The sequence below is a fragment of the Sphingopyxis sp. 2PD genome (genome assembly GCF_005503695.1).
Lineage (GTDB): Bacteria > Pseudomonadota > Alphaproteobacteria > Sphingomonadales > Sphingomonadaceae > Sphingopyxis.
Genome location: NZ_SCMU01000002.1, coordinates 88,148 through 110,901, shown reverse-complemented (window position 1 = coordinate 110,901; position 22,754 = coordinate 88,148). Strand labels below are relative to the sequence as shown.

The window sequence follows — 22,754 nt, the reverse complement described above, 5'->3', positions numbered from 1 at the left end:
ATGGCGTGACGTCGCGGCGTCACAGGCTCAATGCAGCACCCAGCGACAACAGGAAACTGGTCACCGTCGCGACGATGATCGGTGCAAAGCTCCGCCACCCCTGATCGAGCAGCAGGTGCAGCCGCGCCTTCATCGCGGTGGCGACGATTGCGAGCAGGAGGAGTGCCTGCGCGCTGGTCGCCGCGCCATCCTGAACGGATGAGGGGATTTCCACGAGCGAATTGAGCGCGGCGATCGCTAGAAAACCGACGATGAACCACGGCAGCCGCAGCGGGATCTTGCGCGCGCCATCGCCTTCGCCGCGCCGTCCCAGCCACAGCGCCACCAGCATCAGCATCGGCGCGAGCAGCGCGACGCGGGCCAGCTTGACGATCGTCGCCACCTCGCCCGCGGGGGCTGAGAAGGAGAAACCGCCGCCGATCGCCTGCGCGACGTCATGGATTGACGCCCCGATCAGGAAGCCCGCCTGCGCGTCGGTGAGGTGAAGCTCGGCGGCGAGTACGGGATAGAGTGTCATCGCGAACGCGCTGGCGACGGTGATCCCGACCAGGGTCAGCGTGAAGCGCGCCTGGTCGACGCGCTTGTCACCGATCAGCGAATAGAGTGCGAGCGCCGCCGATGCGCCGCAGATCGCGGTGGCGCCGCCCGCCAGCAGCGCCGCGTGGCGGTCCTGCGCGAACAGCCGCGCGGTCGCGACGGTCATGACGATCACCGCGACCATGATCAACACCAGCAGCGCGAAGGGTAGCGGCCCCAGTTCGGCGAGCTGATCGGCGGTGATCCGCGCCCCGACGAGCACGATCCCGATCCGAAGCGCGGTCTGCGACATCAGGTCGAGCCCCGCGTGGGTGCGCCGGTCCTGCGACAGAAAGCTCATCGCGAGGCCGATCAGCAGCCCCATCAGCACCAGCGGCGCCGCATAATGATCGGCGAGCCAAGCGGCGGCGAGCGCCGCGATGGCGGTGACGAGCACCCCGGGCAGATAGTCGCGCCAGCGCCGCCGGACGGGCGGATGCGCTTCGAGCTGCATTTCGCCATACAGGTCGGCGGCCATCGGCCAGCTTCGTTCGGATGATGCGTTCACGCCGCGGTCCCCATGCCCATGGCGCCGCTTCGCACATTGCCGCGCCGCGGTCGATAGGCCATTGCTGCCGGGCCGCGCTCTTGCTAGAGGCCGCGCTCTATTGGCACCCGTAGCTCAGCTGGATAGAGCGCTGCCCTCCGAAGGCAGAGGCCAGGGGTTCGAATCCCTTCGGGTGCGCCATTTCTTGTGATCGCCAGAGAATCCGCCGTTCGTGCCGGTTCATCAAGCGGCGGCGGCGGTCGGTGTGGCTGCTGCGCCGCAACCGTCCTCGGCGTCTTCCATAACGTCGCAGCGCGCACTGGCGACCAGCACCGCTTCGTGCAGTTTTGCGGTAACGATCGCGGCGGTGGCGGGGTCGAGATCGTCGAACCCGACCTCGATCTCGAACATGCCGTCGCACAAACGTGCCGCCAATGTGGCGGGAATCAGCGACCGCTGCGCGAACACGCCGATGATGCGCGGCAGCGTTTGCGGATCGGGATAGGCGACGATCCGGAACTGCCGCGTCACGCCGCGATCCGGCCCGCCGATGCGATCAGCCGCTCGGCGGTTTCGTCGGCAACGGTCGCGGGCGACAGGCCGCGGCGCGAAGCCTCTTCCAGGATGGCGGCGACGCGCGGGCCGATCTGCGCGACCCGGCCTGCCACGCTCGCGGCGCTTTCGCCGAGATATTCCGCCGAAACGCTGATGATCCCGCCGGCGTTGGCGACATAGTCGGGGACATAGGTGATGCCGCGATCGCGCAACATGGCCCCTACCTCGGGGGCTGCGAGCTGGTTGTTGGCGCCGCCGCACACGAGCGTGGCCTTCATCGCCGCGACGGCTGGTTCGTCGAGAACGCTGCCCAGCGCGCAGGGGACAAAGATGTCGCAATCGACCGACGCGATCGCGTCGGCGGCAACGACGCGCGCGCCGAGGATCGTCGCCAGCCGGTCGCGGCGCCCCGGTGCGACATCGGCGATAACCAGCCGCGCCCCCGCATCGGCGAGGCGGCGGCAGAGTTCGCCGCCGACATTGCCCGTCCCCTGCACCGCGACGGTGAGCCCTTTGAGGTTGCAGCCCAGCGCGAAGGCGGCACCCGCCTCGATCGCGCCGAACACGCCCGCGGCGGTCCATGGCGACGGGTCGCCGCCCGCCGCGGCGCCGACCGCGGCCAGCCCCGCGACATGGCCTGTTTCGCGCGCTACGTCCTGCATGTCGGCGACGGTCGTGCCGACATCTTCGGCGGTGACATAGCGTCCGCCCAGCGCCTCGACCGCGCGGCCAAAGGCGGCGAACAGCGCGGCGCGGTCGAACGGGCCGTCGGGGCGGCGGAGCACCGCCTTGGCGCCGCCAAAGGGTAGCCCGGCCATCGCATTCTTGTAACTCATCCCCTCGGCGAGCCGGAAGGCGTCGGTGAACGCCTGGTCCAGGTCGGGATAATGCCACAGGCGGCAGCCCCCCGCGCCCGGGCCAAGCGTCGTCGAATGGACCACGATGACGCCATCAAGCCCGGCACTCCTGTCCTCCAGGCGGACGGTTTCGACCGCGGGCAAACGACCCGAAAATTGCACAACCATGATGGCCTCCTGTTCTGCGCCCGTTATTGCAGACCGGAGCAGGTCAATCTTGCTCGATATTTCGAGTTTTTGGCGCTACGACGGTCAGAGTTTCTCACAATTGAGAAAATTGAGGTTGAAATGACCGATCTAGATCCCTTCGAGAAGAATATCATCCGCGAGCTGCAACGCGATGCCAGCCTGACCACCGCGGAGCTTGCCGAACGCGTCGGGCTGTCGCCGTCGCCCTGCTGGCGCCGCATCGACCGGCTCGAACGCGACGGCTATATCAAGGGGCGCGTCGCGGTCGTCGACCGGCGCAAGGTCGGGCTGCACGCGCATATCTTTGCGCAGGTCAAGCTCAACGCGCACGGCCGCGCCAACCTCGATGAATTCAGCAACGCGATCGCGGCCTTTCCCGAAGTGCTCGGCGCCTATGTGCTGATGGGCAATATGGACTTCATGCTGCGCATCGTCGCGCGGGACATCGATGCCTATGAAGCGTTTTTCTTCGACAAATTGAGCAAGCTGCCCGGAGTGCAGGAAATCAATTCGACCGTGGCGCTGTCCGAAATCAAATCGACGAACGAGCTGCCGATCCTTTGAGCCCGACCCGTTTGACTCGCGCGCGCGGGTGCGCCAGATGCCCCATCGTGCCGATGTCGGCGCCGCGCGAGAGGGAATAGGAGCGGATGTACGACCTGCTGACCGGCCTGTCGGTGATCGAAGCCTCGTCCTTCGTCGCCTCGCCGACCGCCGGGCTCTATTGCGCGCAGATGGGGGCAGAGGTCATCCGCGTCGACCAGATCGGCGGCGGCCCCGATTTTCGGCGCTGGCCGGTGACGGAAAGCAATGACTCGCTGTATTGGGAAAACCTCAACCGCGCCAAGAAATCGGTCGCGCTCGATCTCGGGCGGGGCGAGGGGCGCGAGCTGCTCCAGGCGCTGGTGCGTGCGACGGGCCAGTTCATCACTAATTTCCCGGTCGGGGGCTTTCTGGCGCACGAAGTGCTGGCGGCGGAACGGCCTGACCTGATCACCGTCCGCATCATGGGCTGGGCCGACGGGTCGCCCGCGCTCGACTATACGGTGAACAACAGCGTCGGCTACCCGATGCTCACCGGCACCGGCCCCGAACCGGTCAACCATGTGCTGCCTGCATGGGATTTGCTCAGCGGCGCCTACGCCGCGTTCGCGCTGCTCGCCGCGATCCAGCGGCGGGCTGTTACGGGCAAGGGCGGCGAGGTGCGGGTACCGCTGTCCGATGTCGCGATCGGCACCGTCGCCAATCTCGGCGGGGTGGCCGAAGTGCTGTACAGCGGTGCCAACCGTCCGCGGCTTGGCAATGCGGTTTATGGCCTGTTCGGGCGCGATTTCGTCACCGCGGACGGCCAGCGGACGATGATCGTCGTCGTGACGCCGCGCCAATGGACCAATCTGGTCGCCGCGCTGGAGCTGGGCGATGCGATCGCCGCGATCGAAGCGGCACGCGGAGTCTCCTTTGCGACCGACGACGGGCTGCGCTTCACCCATCGCGACGCGCTCTATCCGCTGTTCGAACGCGCAATCGCTGCTCGCCGCCACGCCGACCTCGCCGCCGCCTTCGACGCGGGCGGGATCGTCCATTCGCCCTATCGTACGATGCTCGATGCCGTGCAGGATCCGGCGCTGGTCGCGGACAATGCGATCTTCGGGCAAGCCGACAACCCCAGCGGTTTTACCTATCCCGCCGCGGGCGCCTTTGCGACCTTGCCGCACGATGCGCGCCAGCCGCCGCGCCCGGCGCCGCGCAACGGCGAACATAGCGAAGAAATTCTGATGGATCGTCTGTCGCTGCCGTCCGGCGAGCTTGCCCGGCTGATCGATGCCGGTATCGTCGGCATTGCCTGAAATCTGGAGAATGACATGACCCTGCGCCGCGCCGCCATTGTTGCCCCGATCCGTACCGCCGTCGGCAAATTCGGCGGTGCGCTCGCCAGCCTCGATGCCGGACAGCTTGGCGCGGTGGTGCTCAAGGCGCTGGTCGAGCGGACGAAGATCGATCCGGCACGCGTCGACGATGTCGTGTTCTCGCAAGGCTATGGCAATGGCGAGGCGCCGAGCATCGGCCATTGGTCGTGGCTCGCCGCGGGCCTGCCGCTCGAGGTGCCGGGCTATCAGCTCGACCGCCGCTGCGGATCGGGGCTGCAGGCGATCGCCAACGCCGCGATGATGGTCCAGACCGGCATGTCCGACGTCGTCGTTGCGGGCGGGGTCGAATCGATGTCGAACGTCGAACATTACAGCATCGATGTGCGCAAGGGGGTGCGCGCCGGCAATCTGGTGCTGCACGACCGGCTGACGCGCGGGCGGTTGATGTCGCAGCCGATCGAGCGTTTCGGGGTGATCAGCGGGATGATCGAGACCGCCGAAAATCTGGCAAAGGATTATGGCATCACGCGCGAGGCCGCCGATGGCTATGCGGTGCGGAGCCATCAGCGCGCCGCGGCGGCATGGGCGAAGGGCCTGTTCGACGACGAGCTGGTCCCGGTCGCGGTGCCGCAGCGCAAGGGCGATCCGGTGATCTTTGCCCATGACGAGGGCTATCGCGCCGACGCGACGCTCGAATCGCTCGGCGCACTGCGCGCGATCGAGGCGAAGACGATCCCGGGCGCGGTGGTGACCGCGGGCAATGCCAGCCAGCAGAATGACGCCGCGGCCGCATGTCTCGTCGTCGCCGAGGACAAGCTCGACGAGCTCGGGCTCGAACCGATCGCCTGGTTTCACAGCTGGGCCGCGGCGGGCTGCGACCCCAGCCGGATGGGGATCGGTCCGGTACCGGCGGTGGAGCGCCTGTTTGCACGCACCGGGCTGGGGTGGAGCGACATTGACCTCGTCGAATTGAACGAAGCGTTCGCGCCGCAGGTGCTCGCAGTGCTGAAGGGCTGGGGGTGGAGCGACGAAGACAGCCGGAACGACATCCTCAACGTCAACGGCTCTGGCATTTCTCTCGGTCATCCGATCGGCGCGACCGGCGGACGGATATTGGCGAATTTGACGCGCGAGCTCGTGCGCCGCGACGGGCGTTACGGGCTGGAGACGATGTGCATCGGCGGCGGGCAGGGCATTGCCGCGATCTTCGAGCGCGCGGTTTGAGCAGCGCATGACCAAGCGCCAGCCGGTCAAATTGAACCAGACCCTTCCTCCTCGTCACCCCGGACTTGATCCGGGGTCCATTGCGACGCCGAAGTCATGGACCCCGGATCAAGTCCGGGGTGACGAAGAAAAAGCGGACGAGCCGTGACGATCTGTGCGGATCTGAACAGCGCAATGGCTGCCGCACAGGCCTATCGGGTGACGGCACAAACCGCGCTCGCCGCACGGCTGGCCGAACGGCCGATCGATCAGGAGCAGCGCGCGGCGCACGGCTTTGCCTGGGTCGCGACGACGGTGGCGGCACTCGAAGCGGTGCAGGGCTGGGTCGAGGCCGGACAAGGCGCCAACCCGCTCGACGCCAAGATCGCGACGCTCGCCTTTGCCGAAGGGATCGGCCAGCTCGTCGGCGGCCTGCCGATGGGGCAGAACGAGATGTTCCGGCCCGCCGACCTTGGCATAGGCCTCGGGGCGCGGACACTCGCTGATGCTTGCGCCGACCTGCTCGACGCCGACCATGCCGCGCTGCGCGCCGAAATCGTGGCGGCGCTGGCGAGTGGCGATTGGCCCAGCGAGACGCTGCATGATGGCGACCTCGATGCGATCCGCGACCAGTTTCGTCGTTTCACCGACGCCGAAATCATACCGCACGCGCATCGCTGGCACCTTGCCAACGACCTGATCCCCGATGAAACGGTCCGCGCGATGGCCGATCTCGGCACCTTCGGCGTCTGCATCCCCGAGGCGTTCGGCGGGCTCGGCCTCTCGAAGCTGGTGATGTGTATCGTCACCGAGGAATTGTCGCGCGGCTGGATCGGCGCCGGGTCGCTCGGCACGCGGTCGGAAATTGCGGGCGAGCTGATCGCGACAGGCGGCACGGATGCGCAGAAGGCGGAATGGCTGCCAAGGATCGCGAGCGGCGAAATTCTGCCCACCGCAGTATTCACCGAACCCGATGTCGGATCGGACCTCGGCTCGCTGCAAACCAAAGCACGGCGCGAGGGCGATCATTGGGTCATCGACGGCGCCAAGACGTGGATAACCCACGCCGCACGATCGGATCTGATGACCCTGCTCGCGCACACCCTACCGGGTGCAAGGGGCTATGCCGGGCTGTCGATGCTGCTTGTCCCAAAGCCGCGCGGGACCGAAGCCGATCCTTTCCCCGCCGACGGGATGTCGGGCAGCGAAATCGAGGTGCTCGGTTATCGTGGCATGCGCGAATATGCGCTGCAATTCGACGCGATGACCGCGCCCGCCGACGCGCTGCTCGGCGGCGAAGAGGGGCAGGGGTTCAAGCAGTTGATGCGGACGTTCGAAGGCGCACGCATCCAGACCGCGGCGCGCGCCGTCGGCGTGGCGCGGCGCGCGCTCGAGCTGGGGCGCGATTATGCCTTGGACCGCAAGCAGTTTGGCCGGGCGATCGTGCAGTTTCCGCGCGTCGCCGACAAGTTGGCGATGAGCCTGGTCGATTTCGTCACCGCGCGCGAACTGAGCTACGCCGCCGCGCGGGCGAAGGACAGCGGCAAGCGCTGCGATATCGAGGCGGGGATGGCAAAGCTGCTCGCCGCGCGCACCGCCTGGTCGAACGCCGACGCCAGCCTGCAGATCCATGGCGGCAACGGCTATGCGCTGGAATATGAAATCAGCCGTGTGCTGTGCGATGCCCGCATCCTCAACATTTTTGAAGGCGCGGCGGAGATTCAGGCGCAGGTGATCGCGCGCGGGCTCGTCGAACGGCGCAACTGACGCCAGGTGCAGGCTATTCGTCAGACATCAAACAATTTGAGCGCAAAAAAATAATTTGCCTTGGGACAGGGGGAGTGCGAAGGGCGCCAATCGCCGCGAAGCGAGTATTTTTGGGGGAAAACTTTCGTTTCGGTCGAGCGTTGCGCGGCCGGATGTTGCCGCCACCAAACTTGATTTCGACTCGTGATGCTCTATTCAAATCCCGTGCACGGCGACCCCGACAATTACATCAGCCTGCTGTCTGTCGCGCAGATTGAAACGCTGCGGCACGTTTATGAGCACAAAAATTCCAAACAAATCGCGCGCCTGATGAATGTTTCGCCGCATACGGTGGACGAAAGGGTACGGCGGTCGCTAAAAAAATTGAATGCTTCCAACAGGATAGAGGCGGCGCGCATTTTGGCGGTTAACGGTGTCTTCGATCATGTTACCCCTTATCAGCCTTTGACATATCAATTGATCGACCTAGGCGACGCACCCGCGCCCCCCGATGCCGAGCCGGGGCGCAGTTCGTTGCGGCGACTGTTCGACATCGGTTCGCCATTTCCGACCGCGTCCCAGCCGGCCAACCGGCATGGGTTGATGGAAAGGATTATCTGGCCAATCTTGATTGCATTCGCGACCATTTTGGCTTTCTCCGCTCTCTATTCGATCCTTGTCGGACTTGGCCGGGTAATGACCTGAGTCCGAACCGAATGCTACGGGGGGGAAACCGGTGGCATTCTTTTTCAAGGAAAAAGAAAATGCTGAATGAACGAGTTTCGGCAGCCAAGAAAATCGCCGCCGACCTGCACCAGGCCGAAGACGCCATCGACGAAGCGATGATCCGTATCGCCCAGCTGGCCGCCACCCTACCCACCGCGCGCCGCGACACCAACATGTCGGCGATCGTCGGCCAGACCGCGATGTCCAAGGTGGCCCATGCGCTCGCCGCCGCCGGCGAAGTCCGCCAGCTGCTCACCGACGCGCATCTCGCGCTGACGGTAACGCAAAAGGAAGTGGGCCTCGGAACGCGCATGTTCGGTGCCGGGGTGAAGCCTCCTGCCGCCAAGCTTGTCGACGAAGGCAGCAACGATCAGGCTAATGCCGAGGTTGCTGTCGTGCCGTTCGCAAAGGCCGTTTGATCATCAGGAAGGGTTAGCAGCCACAATGTGGTCCGTGGCGATCTACTATCTGGTACTGTTCATGACGGTTGCCGTCGCGATCCGACGCGGCGGCCCGTTGGAACGGTGGGCGGCCTATACTGCCCTGATCGCCTCGATCCTTACCAGCGCTCTAGCGCCGTTTCCGGCTTGGACCGATATTGAACTCAATATCTTTGTGATCGACCTGTTGGTTCTGCTCAGCTTCTGGTCCATTGCCTTGAAGACGCAGAATTTCTGGCCCTACTGGATCACCGGGTGGCAATTAATCGCCATTTTCGGTCATCTTCAGAAGTTTATGTTCGCAGAGATACTGGCGCGGCCTTATTGGCTCCTGTCAGCATATGTATCGTACCCGATCCTGCTGTTGATCATCTATGCAGCAAGTTCGTCCAACCGGAACCGTGACGCTACGGCCTGATGTTTGTGGCACCCCAAGGGGTTTCCGCGCATGCAGCAATTTTCGAACCAAGAAGTTGCCGAGCTAAAGTCGCGCATCGACGAGATCCACGAGCTGCTCGCGGGCCGCGGTAGCGAATTGTCGGCGACCCCCACTTATCGTAACGGTGCCGGCGATGCTTCGCCGCAGTCGGTGCTGCTCAACCAGCTGTCGCTCAGCATCCAGATGCGGCGCATCCGGCGTAATCATTTCGCCAGCGCGGAACTGGCGGGGCCGATCTGGGACATGATGCTCGATCTGATGCTGGCCGAAAGCCATGGCCGCGCGCTTAGCGCCAGCGATCTGGCGACCGGCGCCGGGGTGCCGCTGTCGTCAGGGCTGCGGATGATCACCACGCTGGAGCGGCTTGGGCTGGCGCAGCGTTCGATCGACGAACGCGACCGCCGCCGGACGATCGTCCGCCTGACCGACAGCGGCAGCGAACGCATGGCAAGCTATTTCGAGAAAATCGGCGTCGCCTGGCAGAACAACCGGACACTCGCCGCCTGACCTCCCCCCGACGACCGGGTGCGATGCCGAGCGGGTCGCACGCCGCACCCGGTCGCTTTTCCTCTCTCTCGCTTATTCGGTCATCTGGCGCATCATGCGATCGACCTTGGCCATCGCCTCGCGCTTGATCTGGCAGATGCGCGCCGCGCTGACGTCGAGCGTCAGGCCGATTTCGTGGAGGTTGAGCTCCTCAAAGAAATAGAGCTGCAAAACCATCTGTTCGCGGTCGGACAGGCAGGTGATGCATTGGCGCAGCGCGCCCATCAGATCGGCCTGTTCGCATTGCTCGCCCGCACCGATGTCGTCGTCGGGCAGCAGGAAGGCGCCGACATCGATCAGCTCGTCGAGCGAGGTTGAGCGCCCGTGGGTCGCGTTGCGTTCAAGCGCGAAATAATCTTCGGGCGACATGTCGAGCGCCGCCGCCATTTCGGCGGCGACCGGCGCGCGCATCAACTGCTGTTCGAGCGCGGCGCGCGTCGCCTGGATGCGTTTCGCCGCGACCATCGCCGACCGGCCGACATCGGCCTCGCGGCGGAGCTGGTCGATCATCGCGCCGCGGATCCGCGTCGTCGCATAGGTCGCAAAGGCAAAGCCGCGCTCCTCGTAATTCTCTCTCGCCTCGATCAGCGCGATGAGTCCGGTCTGGATTAGATCGTCGAGCTCGCTCGTCCGCGAGACGCGCGAAAAAACCTGCCACGCGATCTTGCGGACCAGCGGCGCATATTCCTCGACCAGCGCTTCGACGCTTTCGCCATAGCCGCGCGCGCGCGGCGCACGGGCCATCGACGCGGCGAATTGCTCGGCGGGCTCAATTCTCATGCGGTTGGTCCTCCATTTGGGCGTCGGGCCCGGTCGCGAGGCGCGGCACCTCGGCACCGATCGTCGCGACGATTTCGGTCTGCTTGCTGGCCGGGATCTCGAGGTAGGAGATCACGGCGACGTCAGGGAAAGTCGCGCGCACCAGTCGCGACAGCGCCGAGCGGCAGATCGGCGAGGCGACCAGCGCAAAGCTGCGCGTCTGGAGCAGCAGCGGCTCGACCGCCTGTCCGACCTGTTCGATGATCTTCATCGCCATGCCATGCTCGAACGGCCATTCGGCCCCCGGATTGGCGCGCACCGACTGGTTGAGCAGCACTTCGATTTCGGGGCTGAAGGTCACGACGGGCAGCGGCATCCGGCTCGGCACGATCGTCTGGACGATCAGCGCACCGATGCGCTGACGCACCGCCTCGACCAGGTCGACTTCGCCGAGCTGCTGCGCGGCAGTCGCAACCATCGCTTCGGCAATCTTGCGGAAATCGCGCAGCGGGACGCGCTCGACCAGCAGCGCCTTGCACAGGCTGGCGACGCGCGGCAGCGGATAGCCCTGCGGGCTGAGGTTCTGCGCGAGCTGCGGATAATGGATTTTGAGGTTGTCGATCAGCGCCTGCGCATCGTCGATCCCGAACAGGTCGGCGGCGGCGCCGACGATGCTGTTGTTGAGGTGGGTCGCGACAACGGTCGCCGGATCGACCACGGTGTACCCCGCCGCGATCGCGTCATTCTGCGTCGCCTTCGGAATCCACAGTGCATCGAGGCCAAAGGTCGGATCCTTGCACGGGCGTCCCGCGACCTTGGTGATCAGGTCGCCCGAATCGAGCGCCAGCATTTCATGCGGGAACACCTCGTCCTCGCCGACGATCACCCCGGCGACCGAGATGCGATAGACGTTGCCGGGCAGCGACAGATCGTCGCTGACCTTGACCGGCGGGACGACAAAGCCGAGTTCTTTCGACAATTGGCGGCGGATGCCGGTGATCCGCGTCATCAGCGGCGCACCCTTGCGGTCGTCGACCAGGCTGACGAGCGCATAGCCGATTTCGAGCTGGCAGGCGCTGGCGTCGCTGACGTCGGCCCATTCGATCAGCGACGGGTCGGGCGCGATGGCGACCGGGGGCGGCGCTTCGGCGACGGCGACCGCGGTGCGGCGCAATTGCCAGCCGACGGCGAAGGAGAGCGCGGCGGCCGGCAGCACCAGCAACTGCGGCATCGCCGGAACCATGCCCAGGATGAAGAGGATCCCGCCGACCGCCATCCACACCGACGGGGCGGCGAACTGGCTGCCGATCTGGCCATTGAGGTCGAGCGGCGAGGCGACGCGGGTGACGATGGCGGCGGCGGCGATCGACAGCAACAGCGCGGGGATCTGCGCCACCAGCGCATCGCCGATTGCGAGCGTGACATAGGTGCTGCCCGCTTCCGAAAAGCTGAGCCCATGGCTGAAGATGCCGAGGATCAGGCCGCCAATGATATTGACGAACAGGATGAGCAGCCCGGCGATTGCGTCGCCCTTCACAAATTTCGAAGCACCGTCCATCGAGCCGTAGAAATCGGCCTCGGTGGCGACTTCGACGCGGCGGGCCTTGGCTTCGTCGGGGGTGAGCAACCCGGCGTTGAGGTCGGCGTCGATCGCCATCTGTTTGCCGGGCAGGGCGTCGAGGGTGAAGCGCGCCGATACTTCGGACACGCGCCCCGCGCCCTTGGTGATGACGACCATGTTGATGATCATCAGCACGAAAAAGACGAACAGGCCGACGACATAATCGCCGCCGATCAGCACTTCGCCAAAAGCTTCGATGACGTGCCCCGCCGCGGCGGTGCCTTCGTGGCCATGGACCAGCACGACGCGCGTCGAGGCGACGTTCAGCGCCAGCCGGAACAGGGTCGCGAGCAGCAACACGGTCGGGAAGGACGAAAAGTCGAGCGGCTTCGCCGCCGACAGCGCGACCATCAGGATCGCGAGGCTGATCATGATATTGGCGACAAAGCTGATGTCGAGGATCAACGGCGTCACCGGGACGACCATCAGCCCGACGAGGATGAGCATCCCGACGGGGAGGGCCGACGCGCCGGCGATGCGGCCGACATTGCCGAGATTCAGGCCGCCGGTCATGCCGCGCCGCCCGACATCGAAGCGAGGCGCCTATACGCATCGGCGGCAAAGCCCATCGACAATTTTCGTGGCATCGGCTGGATATCCATCATCTGCAGTGGGGGACGTCCCCCGCCGCCCGCCAGCCCGCTCGAACTGCTCGCCGAAGCGTGCCAGCCAGCGGGGGCGAAGGGTTTCATATTTTCGATCTTGCCGCCGTTCTCGAGCTTAGCGCGAAAGCGGTCGCGGATTTCGGACAGGCTGCGCATGCTGCCGTCGGGGGCGTAAAAGACCGACCGGTTCGCGGCCGCGGCCTCGGGCATCATCGGTGCGCCGGGCTGGTCGGGATTGGTGTCGAGCGCGCTCAGGAATTTGGCGGCGCCGCCGCTGCCGAGGAAATGGGCGAGATAGAGGTCGACGGGCTCGGCGCTGCGCCCGATCCGGCTTTCCAGATAATCGCGATTGTCGCCGGTAAGCGCGGCCGCCATCGTCGATGCCGCCGCAGGGTCGTCGCGCAGGTCGAAAATCTGCTGGCGCAGCGCCGGGTCGGTGACGGTCAGCCGCCCCGATGCGTCGCGGCCGATCGCGTCGGCGGCCCAGGCCATGCCATGATTGGCGCCGTGGCGGTCGAGCGTCGCGAGCCAGGTCTGCTTGGTAAATTGATAGAGGCCGCGCGCCGATGATGTCGCTGCCTTGGCAGTCGGATTATAGCCGCTTTCAACCCGCGCGACGTCGACCAGATAGTCGAAATCGACGCCCGTCCGCGCCGACGCCATTTGCATCGCATCCATGACGGGTGCGGCGACGCGGCGCGCGGCTTGGGGATTGTTGATTGCGTTCATAATCTGGTTCCGCTGATGCAGCAGGGCTGTCTCAGCAAACCAAAAGCAATCATCGTGCCATTTACGGTTAACGGCAGAAACCTAAAGTTTAATCAGTAGCTTAACGCCGCTCCGCGCTGATGAGTACCGCGGATTTCATGGTTCCTGTCAATCCGCTGACGCGTCCAGTCTTTCAGGACGTTGACCCGGATGGCCGCGGCCTCCAGCTGGCGCAGCGTCTTGCCGATCAGCATTTCGGCGCGCTGTTCGCTGCCGCGCGGGATGCCCGCGCCGCGAAACAGGATGACCGCGGTCGCCAGCTCTTCGGTCGCGGCGATGATTGCGCCGGCGTCGTGACCGTCGAGCGCATCGACCAGCGTGTCGAGCCGCGATTGCACGTCTTCGAGCATCATTCGACCCCGCGCGTGTGGAAATCGATCATCGCGCTGGCGATGATCGCGGGGTGGACGCCGTAGCTGCCATTGGCGATCGCCGTGCGCAGCGCAGCGACGCGCGTGACATCGACCGGCGGTGCCTGCGTCGCGAGGCTACCCGCGAGGCGGATCAGGCCCGCAGCGGGCAGGCTGTCGGGTACCGCGGCGAGCTGCTTCGGCGCTTGCGCCGCGCGCGTCGCCGTTTCGCTGGTGGCGCTGCGCAGCGGGGTCGTGCGGACAATGCCGCCGACGGGTCCGATCTTGCTGCTGTCACCCGACATAATCGCCTCCATCCGGTGCCGTCAGAAAAGTGACGACGCGGTTCACGAAGGCTTTAACGGACGCCGCCCGGCGCGATTAAGTCGGTTCGCCGCAAAAAAGACAAAAGAAAGGCCCGGCAATGTCGGAAAGCCGACATCGCCGGGCCAGAGGGCAGGGTAAGCCAGCCCGAGGCTGGGTGAGGGGTGCGGGTCAGTCGTCGAGGCGGGCGCGGCCGGGGCCGATCACAGTGGCGCTGAGCGAAGACTTGGCGTCGTTGCCGCGCAGCGCGATCGTCTCGCCGACGCGGCCGTCTTCGGCCGCGACCGCGGCATAGCTGATCGAAAAACTTTCGGTATCGATGGTGACCCGGACATTGTCGCCGCGGCGAATGACCGGCGCGCTGGCGGCGGGACGGCTGTAACTGGCCGCGGCCGGCGCCGCGCCGGCCGGGCCCGTCATCGGGACACGCAGGCGCCAGCCCAGCGACGCGCAGCGAACAGCCAGCGCGTTCGCATCGATTGCGGTTACCGAAGCCTGTTCGGGACAGCGCGCCAATTTGATGCGGCGGTCGACCGGCGTCGCGGTGCGCCCCATCGCCTTGGCGACCATGTCGGTCAGCACGTCGATCGTCTGCCAATCTTCATTGGCGGGCTGGGCATGAGCGGGAATGGCGGCGGTACATGCGGCAAGGCCCAGCGCCAGGCGGGCGGTGATAGGGTGGGACACGATCCATCTCCTCCGGTCCAAAATGGTCAGCGCCATTTTTGCAGGAAGCGTGCCAGTCGCGGTTTGCGGCGCGATTGGCGTCCGCACGGCGGCACATCGTCGGTTTTTTGACGAGCGCCTTGGTCGCCTATTGTGGCGCTTATCTAAATATCTAGAAATCAACAATAAAATGCGTTTGGCACGGCGATTGCATCGTTCTTTGTGTTTTCCGCGCGTCCGTGCCTCCACCCGGCCCGGACCTCGGCGAAAGGAATTTGATGATGGCATCCGAGAAACTCTTTGGCCTGCACGCGACGGCGCTTCAGCTGCGCAGCCAGCGCATGATGATGCTCGCGTCGAACATCGCCAATGCCGCGACGCCGGGGTACAAGGCGCGCGATCTCGATTTTTCGAAAGCACTCGACCTGGCGCAGCAGGGCGGTTCGACCGCCGATGCGATGGCGGGCGCGATTGCCTACCGTGTCCCGGTGCAGGCATCGCTCGACGGCAACACCGTCGAAATGGCCACCGAGCAGACCGCCTTCGCCGAAAACGCGCTCGCTTACCGCTCGAGCCTGTCGTTCCTCAGCGGCCGTGTCAACACGCTGACCCGCGCGATCAAGGGCGAATGACGATGAACGGGAACTTCTCGGTCTTCGACATCAGCGGCCGCGCGATGTCGGCGCAGCTCGTCCGGCTCAACACCACCGCCTCGAACCTCGCCAACGCCGGGACGATCGCGGGCAGCGAGGCCGAAGCCTTTCGCTCGCTCAAGCCCGTGTTCCGCACCGTCATGGATGGCCAGGGCCGCGCGACGGTCCAGGTCGACCAGGTGACGACGTCGAAAATGGCGCCGTCGAAACGCCACGATCCGTCGAACCCGCTCGCCGACAAGGACGGCAATATCTGGGAAGCCGCGGTCGATAGCGCTGCCGAGCTGGTCGAGATGGTCGAAACCGCGCGCCAATATCAAAACAATGTCCAGGTCCTGGAAACCGCCAAGGGCCTGATCAACGAAACCCTCAGGATGGGACAGTAAGATGGCCGTCAACAGCGTCACCAACGCCAACAATGTCGTGCTTCAGCCGAAGGGCGCCGGGCAGCAGATGGGGCAGAGCGATTTTCTGCGCCTGATGACCGCGCAGCTGTCGCAGCAGGATCCGTTCAACCCCGTCGATAACCAGCAGATGGTCGCGCAGATGGCGCAATTCTCCAGCCTCGCCGGGATCAGCGAAACCAACACGACGCTGCAACAGATTTCCGAACAGCTCGCGGCGCAGACCCAGCTGCTCAAAGACATCAAGGCCGCCACCCCGGCGCCGACCCCCACCACGCAGGAAGGATAAGACTATGTCATTCTACACTTCGCTTTCGGGCCTCAAGGGCGCCCAGACCGACATGTCGGTCATCTCGAACAACATCGCCAACGCGGGATCGATCGGGTTCAAGCGCAGCAAGGCGCAGTTTGGCGACATCTTTGCCGCCTCGCCGACCCAGTCGACCAAGATGGTCGCGGGGCAGGGCACGCGCCTCAACGGCATCACCCAGCAATTCACGCAAGGATCGTATGAATCGAGCGAAAAGACGCTCGACATGGCGATCGTCGGTGAAGGCATGTTCGTCGTGAAGGGCGAACCGCCGCGCGAACAGGTGACCTACACCCGCAACGGCGCCTTTACCGCGACCCCCGACCGCAATGTGATCGATTCGACCGGCCAGAAACTCCAGCTTCTGCCCGTCGATGCCAGCGGCAACGTCACCAACAACACGCTGGCCGGCGCGTTCGACTTTGTGCTGCCCGCGGGCGCGCCGAGCGATCCCACCGCGCAGCTGGTCAATGTGTCGATCGGTCTCGACGGGCTCGTGTCGGCGACCTTTGCCAATGGCGAATCGCAGGTGCTGGGCAAGGTCGCGATGGCGACCTTCCCCGCGATGGAGGGGCTGCGCCCTGTCGGCGATGCGCATTGGCAGTCGTCGGGCGAAAGCGGCCCGCCGACGATCGACGCCGCGACCAACGGCCCGATGGGCGCGATCCGTTCGGGCGCGCTCGAGCGTTCGAACGTCGATATCACCGAAGAACTGGTGATGCTGATCGGTGCGCAGCGCAATTTCCAAGCGAATGCGAAAGCCATCGAGGGCGCGTCGCAGCTGTCGCAAACCATCATCAACATGCGCTGATCCGGCGCATTTAGCCGACTGCCGGGAGCTTCCCAATGGACCGCCTCATCTACACCAGCCTCACCGCGATGCGGGGCAGTCAGGCCCGGCAGACGGCGATCGCCAACAATCTGGCGAACGCGCAGACGCCCGGGTTTCGCGCCGACATGGCCGAGGCGCAGGCGCTGTGGCTGAACGGCAGCGGCGCGGGTGCCCGCGCCATGGCGTCGGAAGAAGTGCTGGGCGCCGACATGCGCGCCGGCACCGTCACCGCGACGGGCCGCGATCTCGACATCGCGGTGCAGGGCGACGCGCTGCTCGTGGTGCAGGCGAAGGACGGGACCGAGGCCTATACGCGGCGCGGCGACCTCCAGGTGTCGCCGAGCGGGCTCCTCACCACAGGCGACGGCCACCCGGTTCAGGGTGCGCAGGGGCCGGTGACGCTTCCGCCCGCCGACGCGGTCACGATCGATGTCGAGGGCCGGGTGTGGATCGTTCCCGCAGGCGGTGATGCCGAAAATCCGCAAGAGGTCGACCGGCTGCGGCTGGCGACCCCGACCGGGTCCGACGTGGTCAAAGGTCTCGACGGGCTGTTCCGCGTGCGTGGCGACGGCATCCTGCCCGATGATCCCGAAGCGCGGCTGATTACCCGCTCGATCGAAGGCTCGAACGTCGCCGCCACCACCGCGCTGGTCGAAATGATCGAGGCGAGCCGCAGCTGGGATACCCAGCTCAAGCTGGTCAGCGACGCACGCGACATGGACAACGCGACCGCCAATCTGATGCAGCTCCCCCGTTAAGGAGAATATGAAATGAGCTTCGGTGCCTTGCACGTCGCACGAACCGGTCTGGATGCCCAGGGCTTCCGGATGCAGGTGATCGCCAACAACCTCGCCAACGTGAACACCACGGGCTTCAAGCGCGACCGCGCCAGCTTTGAAACATTGAGCTATCAGTTGATGACCGCGCCGGGCGCGCCGTCGTCGGCCGAAAACCGCTATGCGACCGGGCTCAACCTCGGCACCGGGGTGTCGCTCGGCGGCACGTCGCGGATCGACACGCAGGGGACGTTCGCCGCCACCGGCAACGGGCTCGACATCGCGATCGACGGCGCCGGATATTTCCAGGTCGAAATGCCCGACGGCCGCACCGGCTATACCCGCGCGGGCAATTTCGGCCGCGCCGCCGACGGCACGATCGTGACCTCGGACGGCAAGCCGCTCACCCCCGCGATCCAGATTCCCGAAGATGCAAGCAATGTGTCGATCGGCGTCGACGGCACCGTGTCGGCGACGGGCGCCGACGGCACGCTCACCGAACTGGGCCGCATCGAACTCGCGCGCTTTGCCAATCCGGCAGGCTTGCAGGCGATCGGCGACAATATGCTGATCGAAACCGCCGCTTCGGGCGCGCCGCAGGTGGGCGCCGCGGGGCAGGAAGGTCGCGGATCCTTGCGCGGCGGGATGCTCGAGGGATCGAACGTCAACGTCGTCGAGGAACTGGTCGACATGATCGAGACCCAGCGCGCCTACGAGGTCAATTCGAAGATGATCCAGGCCACCGACGAGATGATGAAAAATGCTGCGCAAACGCTCTAAATGTCTGCTCGGCGCGGCGTTGGCCCTCGCGCTCGCGCCCGTTGGCGCGGCGGCAAAGGACAAATTGCCGCCTGACGCCTTTGCCGCGGCGACGCCGGTGCCCCCGGCGCCGCTGCCCGGCAACGGCTCGATCTTTCAGGGCAGCTACACCCCGCTGACCTCGGGCGGTCGCGCCGGGCAGGTCGGGGACATTGTCACCATCCAGCTCGTCGAACGCACCGCCGCGACCAAAAGCAACGCTGCCGGCACGCAGCGCGACGGCAATATCGGCCTGACACCGCCGACCACCGGGCCGCTGTCGCTGTTCAACCCCAGTGACATCGCGATGGGCGGCGGCCAGCAGTTCAAGGGCAAGGGCGACGCGTCGCAATCGAACGCCTTGTCGGGCGAGGTCAGCGTGACGATCGCGGCGGTCTATCCCAACGGCACGATGCTGGTGCGCGGCGAAAAGCTGCTCACGCTCAACCGCGGCGACGAACGTGTCCAGATTTCGGGGATCATCCGCGCGATCGACATCGGCCCCGACAACCGCATCCTGTCGACCCGCGTCGCCGACGCCAACATTCGTTACGTCGGCAAGGGCGAGATCGCCCGCGCCAGCCAGCAGGGTTGGCTGCAACGCTTTTTCTCCATCATCAGCCCGTTCTGAAGAGGATACTTTCTGTGACCCAGCGTCCCACCCTGTTCGCCCTGATCGGGCTTCTGTTGGCCAGCCTCGCCTTTGCGGCGCCGGCGCAGGCCGAACGCATCAAGGACATGGGTCAGTTCCAGGGACTGCGCGCCAACCAGCTCACCGGCTACGGCATCGTCGTCGGGCTCGCGGGAACGGGCGACGACAGCCTCGACTATTCGACGCTGGGCATGAAGGGCGCGATCTCGCGCTTTGGCCTGACCTTGCCGCCGGGGGTCAACCCGGCGCTGAAGAATGCCGCGGCGGTGATGATTACCGCCGAACTGCCGCCCTTTGCCAAACCCGGCCAGCGGCTCGACGTCACCGTCTCGGCAATTGGCAAGGCGAAAAGCCTGCGCGGCGGCACGCTCGTGCTCGCGCCGCTCTATGGCGCCGACGGCCAGATTTACGCGATGGTCCAGGGCAATCTGGTCATCGGCGGGCTCGGCGTCGATGCTGCCGACGGGTCGAAGGTCACCGTCAACGTCCCGTCGAGCGGCCGCATCGCCGGCGGTGCGACGGTCGAGCGCGCGGTCGATACCGGCTTTGCGTCCAGCGACTGGCTGACGTTTAACCTCCACCAGTTCGACGCAACCAATGCCAAGCGTGTCGCCGATGCGATCAACGCGGCGATCCCGAACAGCGCGTCGATGATCGACGGCGCCAGCATCGCGATCCGCACCGGCGGCAACGGCGACGACCGCATGCGATTGATGTCGCAGATCGAAAATCTCGCCGTCCAGCGCGCCGAACCGCCCGCCAAGGTCATCGTCAACGCCCGCACCGGTACGGTGGTGATCAACGGCGCGGTCCGCGTCGGCACCGCCGCGGTCAGCCACGGCAAGCTCACCGTCTCGATCAAGGAGCAGCCGACGGTCGTCCAGCCCGCGCCGTTCAGCCGCGGCGAGACAGCGGTCGAACCGTCGAGCGAGATCGAAGTCGCCGAAGACGTTCGCCCCGCCTTCTTGATGAAACCGAATGCCTCGCTGTCCGAACTCGTCGATTCGATCAACCGCCTGGGCGTGTCGCCCGGCGATCTGGTCGCGATCCTCGAGGCGCTCAGCCAGGCGGGTGCCCTCACAGCAGAATTGGTGATCATATGATGATGCCCATATCTTCGACCCCCGCCACGCGGTCGTTCGTACCGGCCTCGGCCACCCCGACCCTCGCGGGCGGTGGCGGCGACGGCGGACTGCGCAAGGCCGCGGAACAATTTGAAGCGGTGATTCTGCGCCAGCTGATGGCATCGATGCGCCAGGCAAAGCTTGGCGAGGATATGCTGGGGTCCAGCGCCACCGACAACTTCCGTGAAATGGCCGATGCGCGCACCGCCGATTCGATCGCCGCGATGCGCCAGTTCGGCATCGCCGACATGGTCGAGCGGCAGTTCCGCGGACAGCTGGGCAATGCGGCGGGAGGCGTGCAATGACCGACCTCCTCGGCATCGGCTATAGCGGGCTGAAGGCCTATTCGCGCGCGCTGTCGACCGTCGGCGACAATATCGCCAACGCCCAGACCCCGGGTTATGCGCGGCGACGGCTCGAAATGATGGAGCCGGTCAGCGGCAGCGATTCGCTGTTCTATCGCGGCAATGTGAACCCCGCGGGGGTCGAGATCCGCGGCGTCAGCCGTTCGGTCGATGCCTGGCTGATCGAGGATTCGCGGCTGTCCTCGGGCGATTCGGAACGCGCGGCAACCAAGCTCGGCTGGCTCGGCAAGGTCGAAGGCGCGCTCAGCGACGAAACCAACGGCATCAAGACCGGGCTGACCAAGCTGTTCACCACCGCCGACCAGCTGACCGCCAATCCCGCGAACACGACGCTGCGCAGCCAGTTCCTGCAGGCCGCCGATGATATTGCATCGGGGTTTCGCACCGCCGCGGGCCAGCTCGACAAGATGAGCGACGGGATCGAGGGCGCGGCGGCGAGCACCGTTGAAGATTTCAACGCCAATCTGAACGCGCTCGAACAGATCAACATCGGGCTGCGCAAGGCGCGGCCGGGATCGACCAATCAGGCGAGCTTGCTCGACGAACGCGATCGGCTGCTCGACAAATTGTCGTCGCAAGCCGGGGTCAGCGCGACCTTTGAAAGCAATGGCTCGGTGACCTTGCGCGCCGCGGGCTCGGGCGACCTGCTCGTCGGCGGCGGTGCGGTCAATCCGATCGCGGTCACCGCGGCGGCGGACGGGCGCCTGTCGTACAGCGTCGGCGGATCGCCGCTCACCGTGACGACGGGTTCGCTCGCCGGACAGGCGGAGGCCGCCAATCATGTTGCCGACCAGCGCGCTGGGCTCGACACGATGGCGACATCGTTCGCGGCGCAGCTCAACGCGGCCCATCAGGCGGGCACCGACGCCAATGGCAATGCGGGCCAACCGCTGTTCGCGGGCGCAACGGCTGCCACGCTGACCGCGACCGCGCTGACCCCCGATCAGGTGGCGGCGGCCAACGGATCGGGCAGCAACGGCAATATGCTGACCTTCGGTGCGATGCGCGGCGCGGGCGATCCCGAAACGCGCTGGTCCGGACACCTCGCGACGCAGGCGCAGACGACGGCCGCGGCGCGGGCGCAGGACGCCGCGGCGGCGACGCGCGCCGATGCATCGGCGGCGGCGCGCGACGGGGTCAGCGAGGTCGATCTCGACAAGGAAGCGGCCGAGCTGCTGCGCTTCCAGCAGGCCTATCAGGCGGCGGCGCGGACCATCCAGGTCGCGCGCGAAACCATGCAAACGCTCTTGAGCTCGATCTAGGAGGGCGACGACGATGATTAACGCCGTGGGCAATCGCATGACGCGCGAAATCGCGCGCCAGCAAAAACTCGCCGAGCAGATCGAACGGACGCAGATCCAGATTTCGAGCGGCAAGCGGCTGCAGCGCATGTCAGACGATCCGGTGTCGGCGCGGCGGATCGCGACGATCGGCACCAGCCAGGCCAGCATCGCCGCGTGGGATACCAACATCAACGCCGCATCGGCGCTGGTATCGCAGGCCGACGGCGTGATGAAATCGGTCAGCAATCTGATGACCCGGGCGCGCGAGCTGACGCTCGCTGCGGCAAGCGGTACCGCCAGTCCCGCCGACCGCGCGACGATCGCCGCCGAACTCGGCACGATCGCCGACGAAATGGACAGCCTCGCGGCGACGCGCGATTCGAACGGTGAGCCCTTGTTCGCCACCGGTGCGGCGCGCGTCATGCGCTTTGATTCGGATATCAGCTTTGCCCCGGTTCCCGCGGCGGCAGATGTTTTCGTGATCGCGGGCAACAGCCTGTCGACCGGCATCCGCGATGCCGCCACTGCGGTGGCCGTCGGCAACAAGCCCGCGATCGACACGGCGATCACCGCGCTGGACAATGCGATCGGCCATGTTGCCGACCGCCATGCGGGCATCGGTCTGGCGGGCGGGCGGCTCGATCGCATCGGCGACGAGCTGGCGGCGCGAGGCATCACGCTCAAGGACGAGCGCTCGTCGGTCGAGGATACCGACCTGTCGGTCGCGATCGCCGAACTCAACGCGCAGGATCTGACGCTGGCTGCCGCGCAGGCGGCCTTTGCCAAGATCAACCGGCAGACCTTGTTCGATCTTTTGCGCTGATCGCGCTCA

The 22,754-nt window shown here is 65.8% G+C and carries 29 protein-coding genes and 1 tRNA gene; 21 read left to right on the top strand and 9 right to left on the bottom strand.

The window, feature by feature from the left end; translation table 11 throughout:
- Positions 1-19 precede the first annotated feature (19 nt).
- Positions 20-1,054 (bottom strand): YeiH family protein, encoded by a 1,035-nt coding sequence (locus FFS18_RS02285; RefSeq protein ID WP_137869785.1) that lies wholly within the window; start codon positions 1,052-1,054, stop codon positions 20-22.
- A gap of 133 nt (positions 1,055-1,187) precedes the next feature.
- On the opposite strand from FFS18_RS02285, the gene FFS18_RS02280 reads away from it, so the two are divergent.
- Positions 1,188-1,264: transfer RNA gene (locus FFS18_RS02280), tRNA-Arg, on the top strand.
- A 42-nt stretch (positions 1,265-1,306) separates the two neighbouring features.
- On the opposite strand, the gene FFS18_RS02275 is transcribed toward FFS18_RS02280, so the two are convergent.
- Both FFS18_RS02275 and FFS18_RS02270 read right to left on the bottom strand, forming a co-directional pair.
- Positions 1,307-1,594, bottom strand: coding sequence for an ACT-like domain-containing protein (locus FFS18_RS02275; RefSeq protein WP_137869606.1), 288 nt, complete (start codon positions 1,592-1,594; stop codon positions 1,307-1,309).
- Positions 1,591-2,643 carry a Leu/Phe/Val dehydrogenase gene (locus FFS18_RS02270; protein ID WP_137869605.1) on the bottom strand — a complete coding sequence of 351 codons (1,053 nt, stop codon included), beginning with the start codon at positions 2,641-2,643 and terminating at the stop codon, positions 1,591-1,593. The genes FFS18_RS02275 and FFS18_RS02270 overlap by 4 nt, the downstream gene beginning before the upstream one ends.
- 120 nt (positions 2,644-2,763) lie before the next feature.
- On the opposite strand from FFS18_RS02270, the gene FFS18_RS02265 reads away from it, so the two are divergent.
- From FFS18_RS02265 to FFS18_RS02230, 9 genes are all read left to right on the top strand, one after another.
- Entirely contained in the window at positions 2,764-3,228 is a 465-nt protein-coding gene (locus FFS18_RS02265; RefSeq protein WP_137869604.1) for an Lrp/AsnC family transcriptional regulator, read from the top strand.
- An 86-nt stretch (positions 3,229-3,314) separates the two neighbouring features.
- Positions 3,315-4,511 (top strand): CoA transferase, encoded by a 1,197-nt coding sequence (locus tag FFS18_RS02260; protein ID WP_137869603.1) that lies wholly within the window; start codon positions 3,315-3,317, stop codon positions 4,509-4,511.
- 15 nt (positions 4,512-4,526) lie between these two features.
- Complete coding sequence (locus FFS18_RS02255) at positions 4,527-5,756, top strand: acetyl-CoA C-acetyltransferase (RefSeq protein ID WP_137869602.1); 1,230 nt, start codon at positions 4,527-4,529, stop codon at positions 5,754-5,756.
- A gap of 7 nt (positions 5,757-5,763) precedes the next feature.
- On the top strand, positions 5,764-5,904 hold the full coding sequence (locus FFS18_RS17335; protein ID WP_171005194.1) for a hypothetical protein: 141 nt from the start codon (positions 5,764-5,766) through the stop codon (positions 5,902-5,904).
- Between the two features lie 26 nt (positions 5,905-5,930).
- Positions 5,931-7,502 carry an acyl-CoA dehydrogenase family protein gene (locus FFS18_RS02250; protein WP_137869784.1) on the top strand — a complete coding sequence of 524 codons (1,572 nt, stop codon included), beginning with the start codon at positions 5,931-5,933 and terminating at the stop codon, positions 7,500-7,502.
- Positions 7,503-7,688: 186 nt separating this feature from the next.
- On the top strand, positions 7,689-8,186 hold the full coding sequence (locus FFS18_RS02245) for a response regulator transcription factor (RefSeq protein WP_210423392.1): 498 nt from the start codon (positions 7,689-7,691) through the stop codon (positions 8,184-8,186).
- 59 nt (positions 8,187-8,245) lie between these two features.
- The gene (locus tag FFS18_RS02240; protein WP_137869601.1) at positions 8,246-8,626 is read left to right on the top strand and encodes a hypothetical protein; all 381 of its coding nucleotides are present in this window, start codon (positions 8,246-8,248) and stop codon (positions 8,624-8,626) included.
- 25 nt (positions 8,627-8,651) lie between these two features.
- Positions 8,652-9,065 (top strand): hypothetical protein, encoded by a 414-nt coding sequence (locus FFS18_RS02235; RefSeq protein WP_137869600.1) that lies wholly within the window; start codon positions 8,652-8,654, stop codon positions 9,063-9,065.
- A gap of 30 nt (positions 9,066-9,095) precedes the next feature.
- Positions 9,096-9,593: a MarR family winged helix-turn-helix transcriptional regulator gene (locus FFS18_RS02230; RefSeq protein WP_137869599.1), complete on the top strand. Its 498-nt coding sequence runs from the start codon at positions 9,096-9,098 to the stop codon at positions 9,591-9,593.
- Positions 9,594-9,665: 72 nt separating this feature from the next.
- Here the strand turns inward: FFS18_RS02230 and FFS18_RS02225 are convergent, their stop codons facing one another.
- The 6 genes from FFS18_RS02225 to FFS18_RS02200 all read right to left on the bottom strand — a co-directional run bounded on the left by FFS18_RS02225 (position 9,666) and on the right by FFS18_RS02200 (position 14,746).
- On the bottom strand, positions 9,666-10,412 hold the full coding sequence (locus FFS18_RS02225; RefSeq protein ID WP_120217620.1) for a sigma-70 family RNA polymerase sigma factor: 747 nt from the start codon (positions 10,410-10,412) through the stop codon (positions 9,666-9,668).
- Positions 10,402-12,525, bottom strand: coding sequence for a flagellar biosynthesis protein FlhA (flhA, locus tag FFS18_RS02220; RefSeq protein ID WP_137869598.1), 2,124 nt, complete (start codon positions 12,523-12,525; stop codon positions 10,402-10,404). The genes FFS18_RS02225 and flhA overlap by 11 nt, the downstream gene beginning before the upstream one ends.
- Positions 12,522-13,346, bottom strand: coding sequence for a transglycosylase SLT domain-containing protein (locus tag FFS18_RS02215; RefSeq protein WP_137869597.1), 825 nt, complete (start codon positions 13,344-13,346; stop codon positions 12,522-12,524). Before FFS18_RS02215 ends, flhA begins: the two co-directional genes overlap by 4 nt.
- Positions 13,347-13,438: 92 nt before the next feature.
- Positions 13,439-13,738, bottom strand: coding sequence for a hypothetical protein (locus tag FFS18_RS02210; protein ID WP_137869596.1), 300 nt, complete (start codon positions 13,736-13,738; stop codon positions 13,439-13,441).
- Entirely contained in the window at positions 13,735-14,040 is a 306-nt protein-coding gene (gene flgM, locus FFS18_RS02205; RefSeq protein ID WP_171005193.1) for a flagellar biosynthesis anti-sigma factor FlgM, read from the bottom strand. The genes FFS18_RS02210 and flgM overlap by 4 nt, the downstream gene beginning before the upstream one ends.
- A 190-nt stretch (positions 14,041-14,230) precedes the next feature.
- On the bottom strand, positions 14,231-14,746 hold the full coding sequence (locus FFS18_RS02200; RefSeq protein ID WP_232014739.1) for a flagella basal body P-ring formation protein FlgA: 516 nt from the start codon (positions 14,744-14,746) through the stop codon (positions 14,231-14,233).
- A 260-nt stretch (positions 14,747-15,006) separates the two neighbouring features.
- On the opposite strand from FFS18_RS02200, the gene flgB reads away from it, so the two are divergent.
- Genes flgB through FFS18_RS02145 form a run of 11 tightly spaced genes read left to right on the top strand, consistent with a single transcriptional unit; the run spans position 15,007 to position 22,745 of the window.
- Complete coding sequence (gene flgB / locus FFS18_RS02195; protein WP_408021885.1) at positions 15,007-15,357, top strand: flagellar basal body rod protein FlgB; 351 nt, start codon at positions 15,007-15,009, stop codon at positions 15,355-15,357.
- Positions 15,354-15,764, top strand: a complete 411-nt coding sequence (gene flgC / locus FFS18_RS02190) for a flagellar basal body rod protein FlgC (protein WP_120217613.1) — start codon at positions 15,354-15,356, stop codon at positions 15,762-15,764. The genes flgB and flgC overlap by 4 nt, the downstream gene beginning before the upstream one ends.
- A gap of 1 nt (position 15,765) precedes the next feature.
- Positions 15,766-16,071, top strand: a complete 306-nt coding sequence (locus FFS18_RS02185; protein WP_137869594.1) for a flagellar hook assembly protein FlgD — start codon at positions 15,766-15,768, stop codon at positions 16,069-16,071.
- Between the two features lie 4 nt (positions 16,072-16,075).
- Entirely contained in the window at positions 16,076-16,903 is an 828-nt protein-coding gene (locus FFS18_RS02180; protein ID WP_120217611.1) for a flagellar hook-basal body complex protein, read from the top strand.
- A gap of 35 nt (positions 16,904-16,938) precedes the next feature.
- Positions 16,939-17,682 carry a flagellar basal body rod protein FlgF gene (locus FFS18_RS02175; protein WP_137869593.1) on the top strand — a complete coding sequence of 248 codons (744 nt, stop codon included), beginning with the start codon at positions 16,939-16,941 and terminating at the stop codon, positions 17,680-17,682.
- A 12-nt stretch (positions 17,683-17,694) separates the two neighbouring features.
- Complete coding sequence (gene flgG, locus FFS18_RS02170; protein ID WP_137869592.1) at positions 17,695-18,480, top strand: flagellar basal-body rod protein FlgG; 786 nt, start codon at positions 17,695-17,697, stop codon at positions 18,478-18,480.
- The gene (locus FFS18_RS02165; protein ID WP_137869591.1) at positions 18,461-19,129 is read left to right on the top strand and encodes a flagellar basal body L-ring protein FlgH; all 669 of its coding nucleotides are present in this window, start codon (positions 18,461-18,463) and stop codon (positions 19,127-19,129) included. The genes flgG and FFS18_RS02165 overlap by 20 nt, the downstream gene beginning before the upstream one ends.
- A 14-nt stretch (positions 19,130-19,143) precedes the next feature.
- Positions 19,144-20,253: a flagellar basal body P-ring protein FlgI gene (locus FFS18_RS02160; protein WP_137869590.1), complete on the top strand. Its 1,110-nt coding sequence runs from the start codon at positions 19,144-19,146 to the stop codon at positions 20,251-20,253.
- Positions 20,253-20,579, top strand: a complete 327-nt coding sequence (locus FFS18_RS02155) for a rod-binding protein (RefSeq protein WP_502704164.1) — start codon at positions 20,253-20,255, stop codon at positions 20,577-20,579. The genes FFS18_RS02160 and FFS18_RS02155 overlap by 1 nt, the downstream gene beginning before the upstream one ends.
- Positions 20,576-21,901: a flagellar hook-associated protein FlgK gene (gene flgK / locus FFS18_RS02150; RefSeq protein ID WP_137869589.1), complete on the top strand. Its 1,326-nt coding sequence runs from the start codon at positions 20,576-20,578 to the stop codon at positions 21,899-21,901. The genes FFS18_RS02155 and flgK overlap by 4 nt, the downstream gene beginning before the upstream one ends.
- Positions 21,902-21,914: 13 nt before the next feature.
- Positions 21,915-22,745 carry a flagellin gene (locus FFS18_RS02145; RefSeq protein WP_137869588.1) on the top strand — a complete coding sequence of 277 codons (831 nt, stop codon included), beginning with the start codon at positions 21,915-21,917 and terminating at the stop codon, positions 22,743-22,745.
- Positions 22,746-22,754: the final 9 nt, after the last annotated feature.

Coding starts and splice junctions, on each gene's coding strand:
- FFS18_RS02270 (WP_137869605.1), bottom strand. CDS start 2,643: ATGGTTGTGCAATTTTCGGGTCGTTTGCCCGCGGTCGAAACCGTCCGC.
- FFS18_RS02215 (WP_137869597.1), bottom strand. CDS start 13,346: ATGAACGCAATCAACAATCCCCAAGCCGCGCGCCGCGTCGCCGCACCC.
- flgB (WP_408021885.1), top strand. CDS start 15,007: ATGGCATCCGAGAAACTCTTTGGCCTGCACGCGACGGCGCTTCAGCTG.
- FFS18_RS02175 (WP_137869593.1), top strand. CDS start 16,939: ATGGACCGCCTCATCTACACCAGCCTCACCGCGATGCGGGGCAGTCAG.
- FFS18_RS02245 (WP_210423392.1), top strand. CDS start 7,689: ATGCTCTATTCAAATCCCGTGCACGGCGACCCCGACAATTACATCAGC.
- FFS18_RS02260 (WP_137869603.1), top strand. CDS start 3,315: ATGTACGACCTGCTGACCGGCCTGTCGGTGATCGAAGCCTCGTCCTTC.
- FFS18_RS02235 (WP_137869600.1), top strand. CDS start 8,652: ATGTGGTCCGTGGCGATCTACTATCTGGTACTGTTCATGACGGTTGCC.
- flgM (WP_171005193.1), bottom strand. CDS start 14,040: ATGTCGGGTGACAGCAGCAAGATCGGACCCGTCGGCGGCATTGTCCGC.
- flhA (WP_137869598.1), bottom strand. CDS start 12,525: ATGACCGGCGGCCTGAATCTCGGCAATGTCGGCCGCATCGCCGGCGCG.
- FFS18_RS02225 (WP_120217620.1), bottom strand. CDS start 10,412: ATGAGAATTGAGCCCGCCGAGCAATTCGCCGCGTCGATGGCCCGTGCG.
- FFS18_RS02155 (WP_502704164.1), top strand. CDS start 20,253: ATGATGCCCATATCTTCGACCCCCGCCACGCGGTCGTTCGTACCGGCC.
- FFS18_RS02240 (WP_137869601.1), top strand. CDS start 8,246: ATGCTGAATGAACGAGTTTCGGCAGCCAAGAAAATCGCCGCCGACCTG.
- FFS18_RS02265 (WP_137869604.1), top strand. CDS start 2,764: ATGACCGATCTAGATCCCTTCGAGAAGAATATCATCCGCGAGCTGCAA.
- FFS18_RS02230 (WP_137869599.1), top strand. CDS start 9,096: ATGCAGCAATTTTCGAACCAAGAAGTTGCCGAGCTAAAGTCGCGCATC.
- FFS18_RS02185 (WP_137869594.1), top strand. CDS start 15,766: ATGGCCGTCAACAGCGTCACCAACGCCAACAATGTCGTGCTTCAGCCG.
- FFS18_RS02180 (WP_120217611.1), top strand. CDS start 16,076: ATGTCATTCTACACTTCGCTTTCGGGCCTCAAGGGCGCCCAGACCGAC.
- flgC (WP_120217613.1), top strand. CDS start 15,354: ATGACGATGAACGGGAACTTCTCGGTCTTCGACATCAGCGGCCGCGCG.
- flgK (WP_137869589.1), top strand. CDS start 20,576: ATGACCGACCTCCTCGGCATCGGCTATAGCGGGCTGAAGGCCTATTCG.
- FFS18_RS02145 (WP_137869588.1), top strand. CDS start 21,915: ATGATTAACGCCGTGGGCAATCGCATGACGCGCGAAATCGCGCGCCAG.
- FFS18_RS02165 (WP_137869591.1), top strand. CDS start 18,461: ATGCTGCGCAAACGCTCTAAATGTCTGCTCGGCGCGGCGTTGGCCCTC.
- FFS18_RS02255 (WP_137869602.1), top strand. CDS start 4,527: ATGACCCTGCGCCGCGCCGCCATTGTTGCCCCGATCCGTACCGCCGTC.
- FFS18_RS02210 (WP_137869596.1), bottom strand. CDS start 13,738: ATGATGCTCGAAGACGTGCAATCGCGGCTCGACACGCTGGTCGATGCG.
- FFS18_RS02285 (WP_137869785.1), bottom strand. CDS start 1,054: ATGGCCGCCGACCTGTATGGCGAAATGCAGCTCGAAGCGCATCCGCCC.
- FFS18_RS02250 (WP_137869784.1), top strand. CDS start 5,931: ATGGCTGCCGCACAGGCCTATCGGGTGACGGCACAAACCGCGCTCGCC.
- FFS18_RS17335 (WP_171005194.1), top strand. CDS start 5,764: ATGACCAAGCGCCAGCCGGTCAAATTGAACCAGACCCTTCCTCCTCGT.
- flgG (WP_137869592.1), top strand. CDS start 17,695: ATGAGCTTCGGTGCCTTGCACGTCGCACGAACCGGTCTGGATGCCCAG.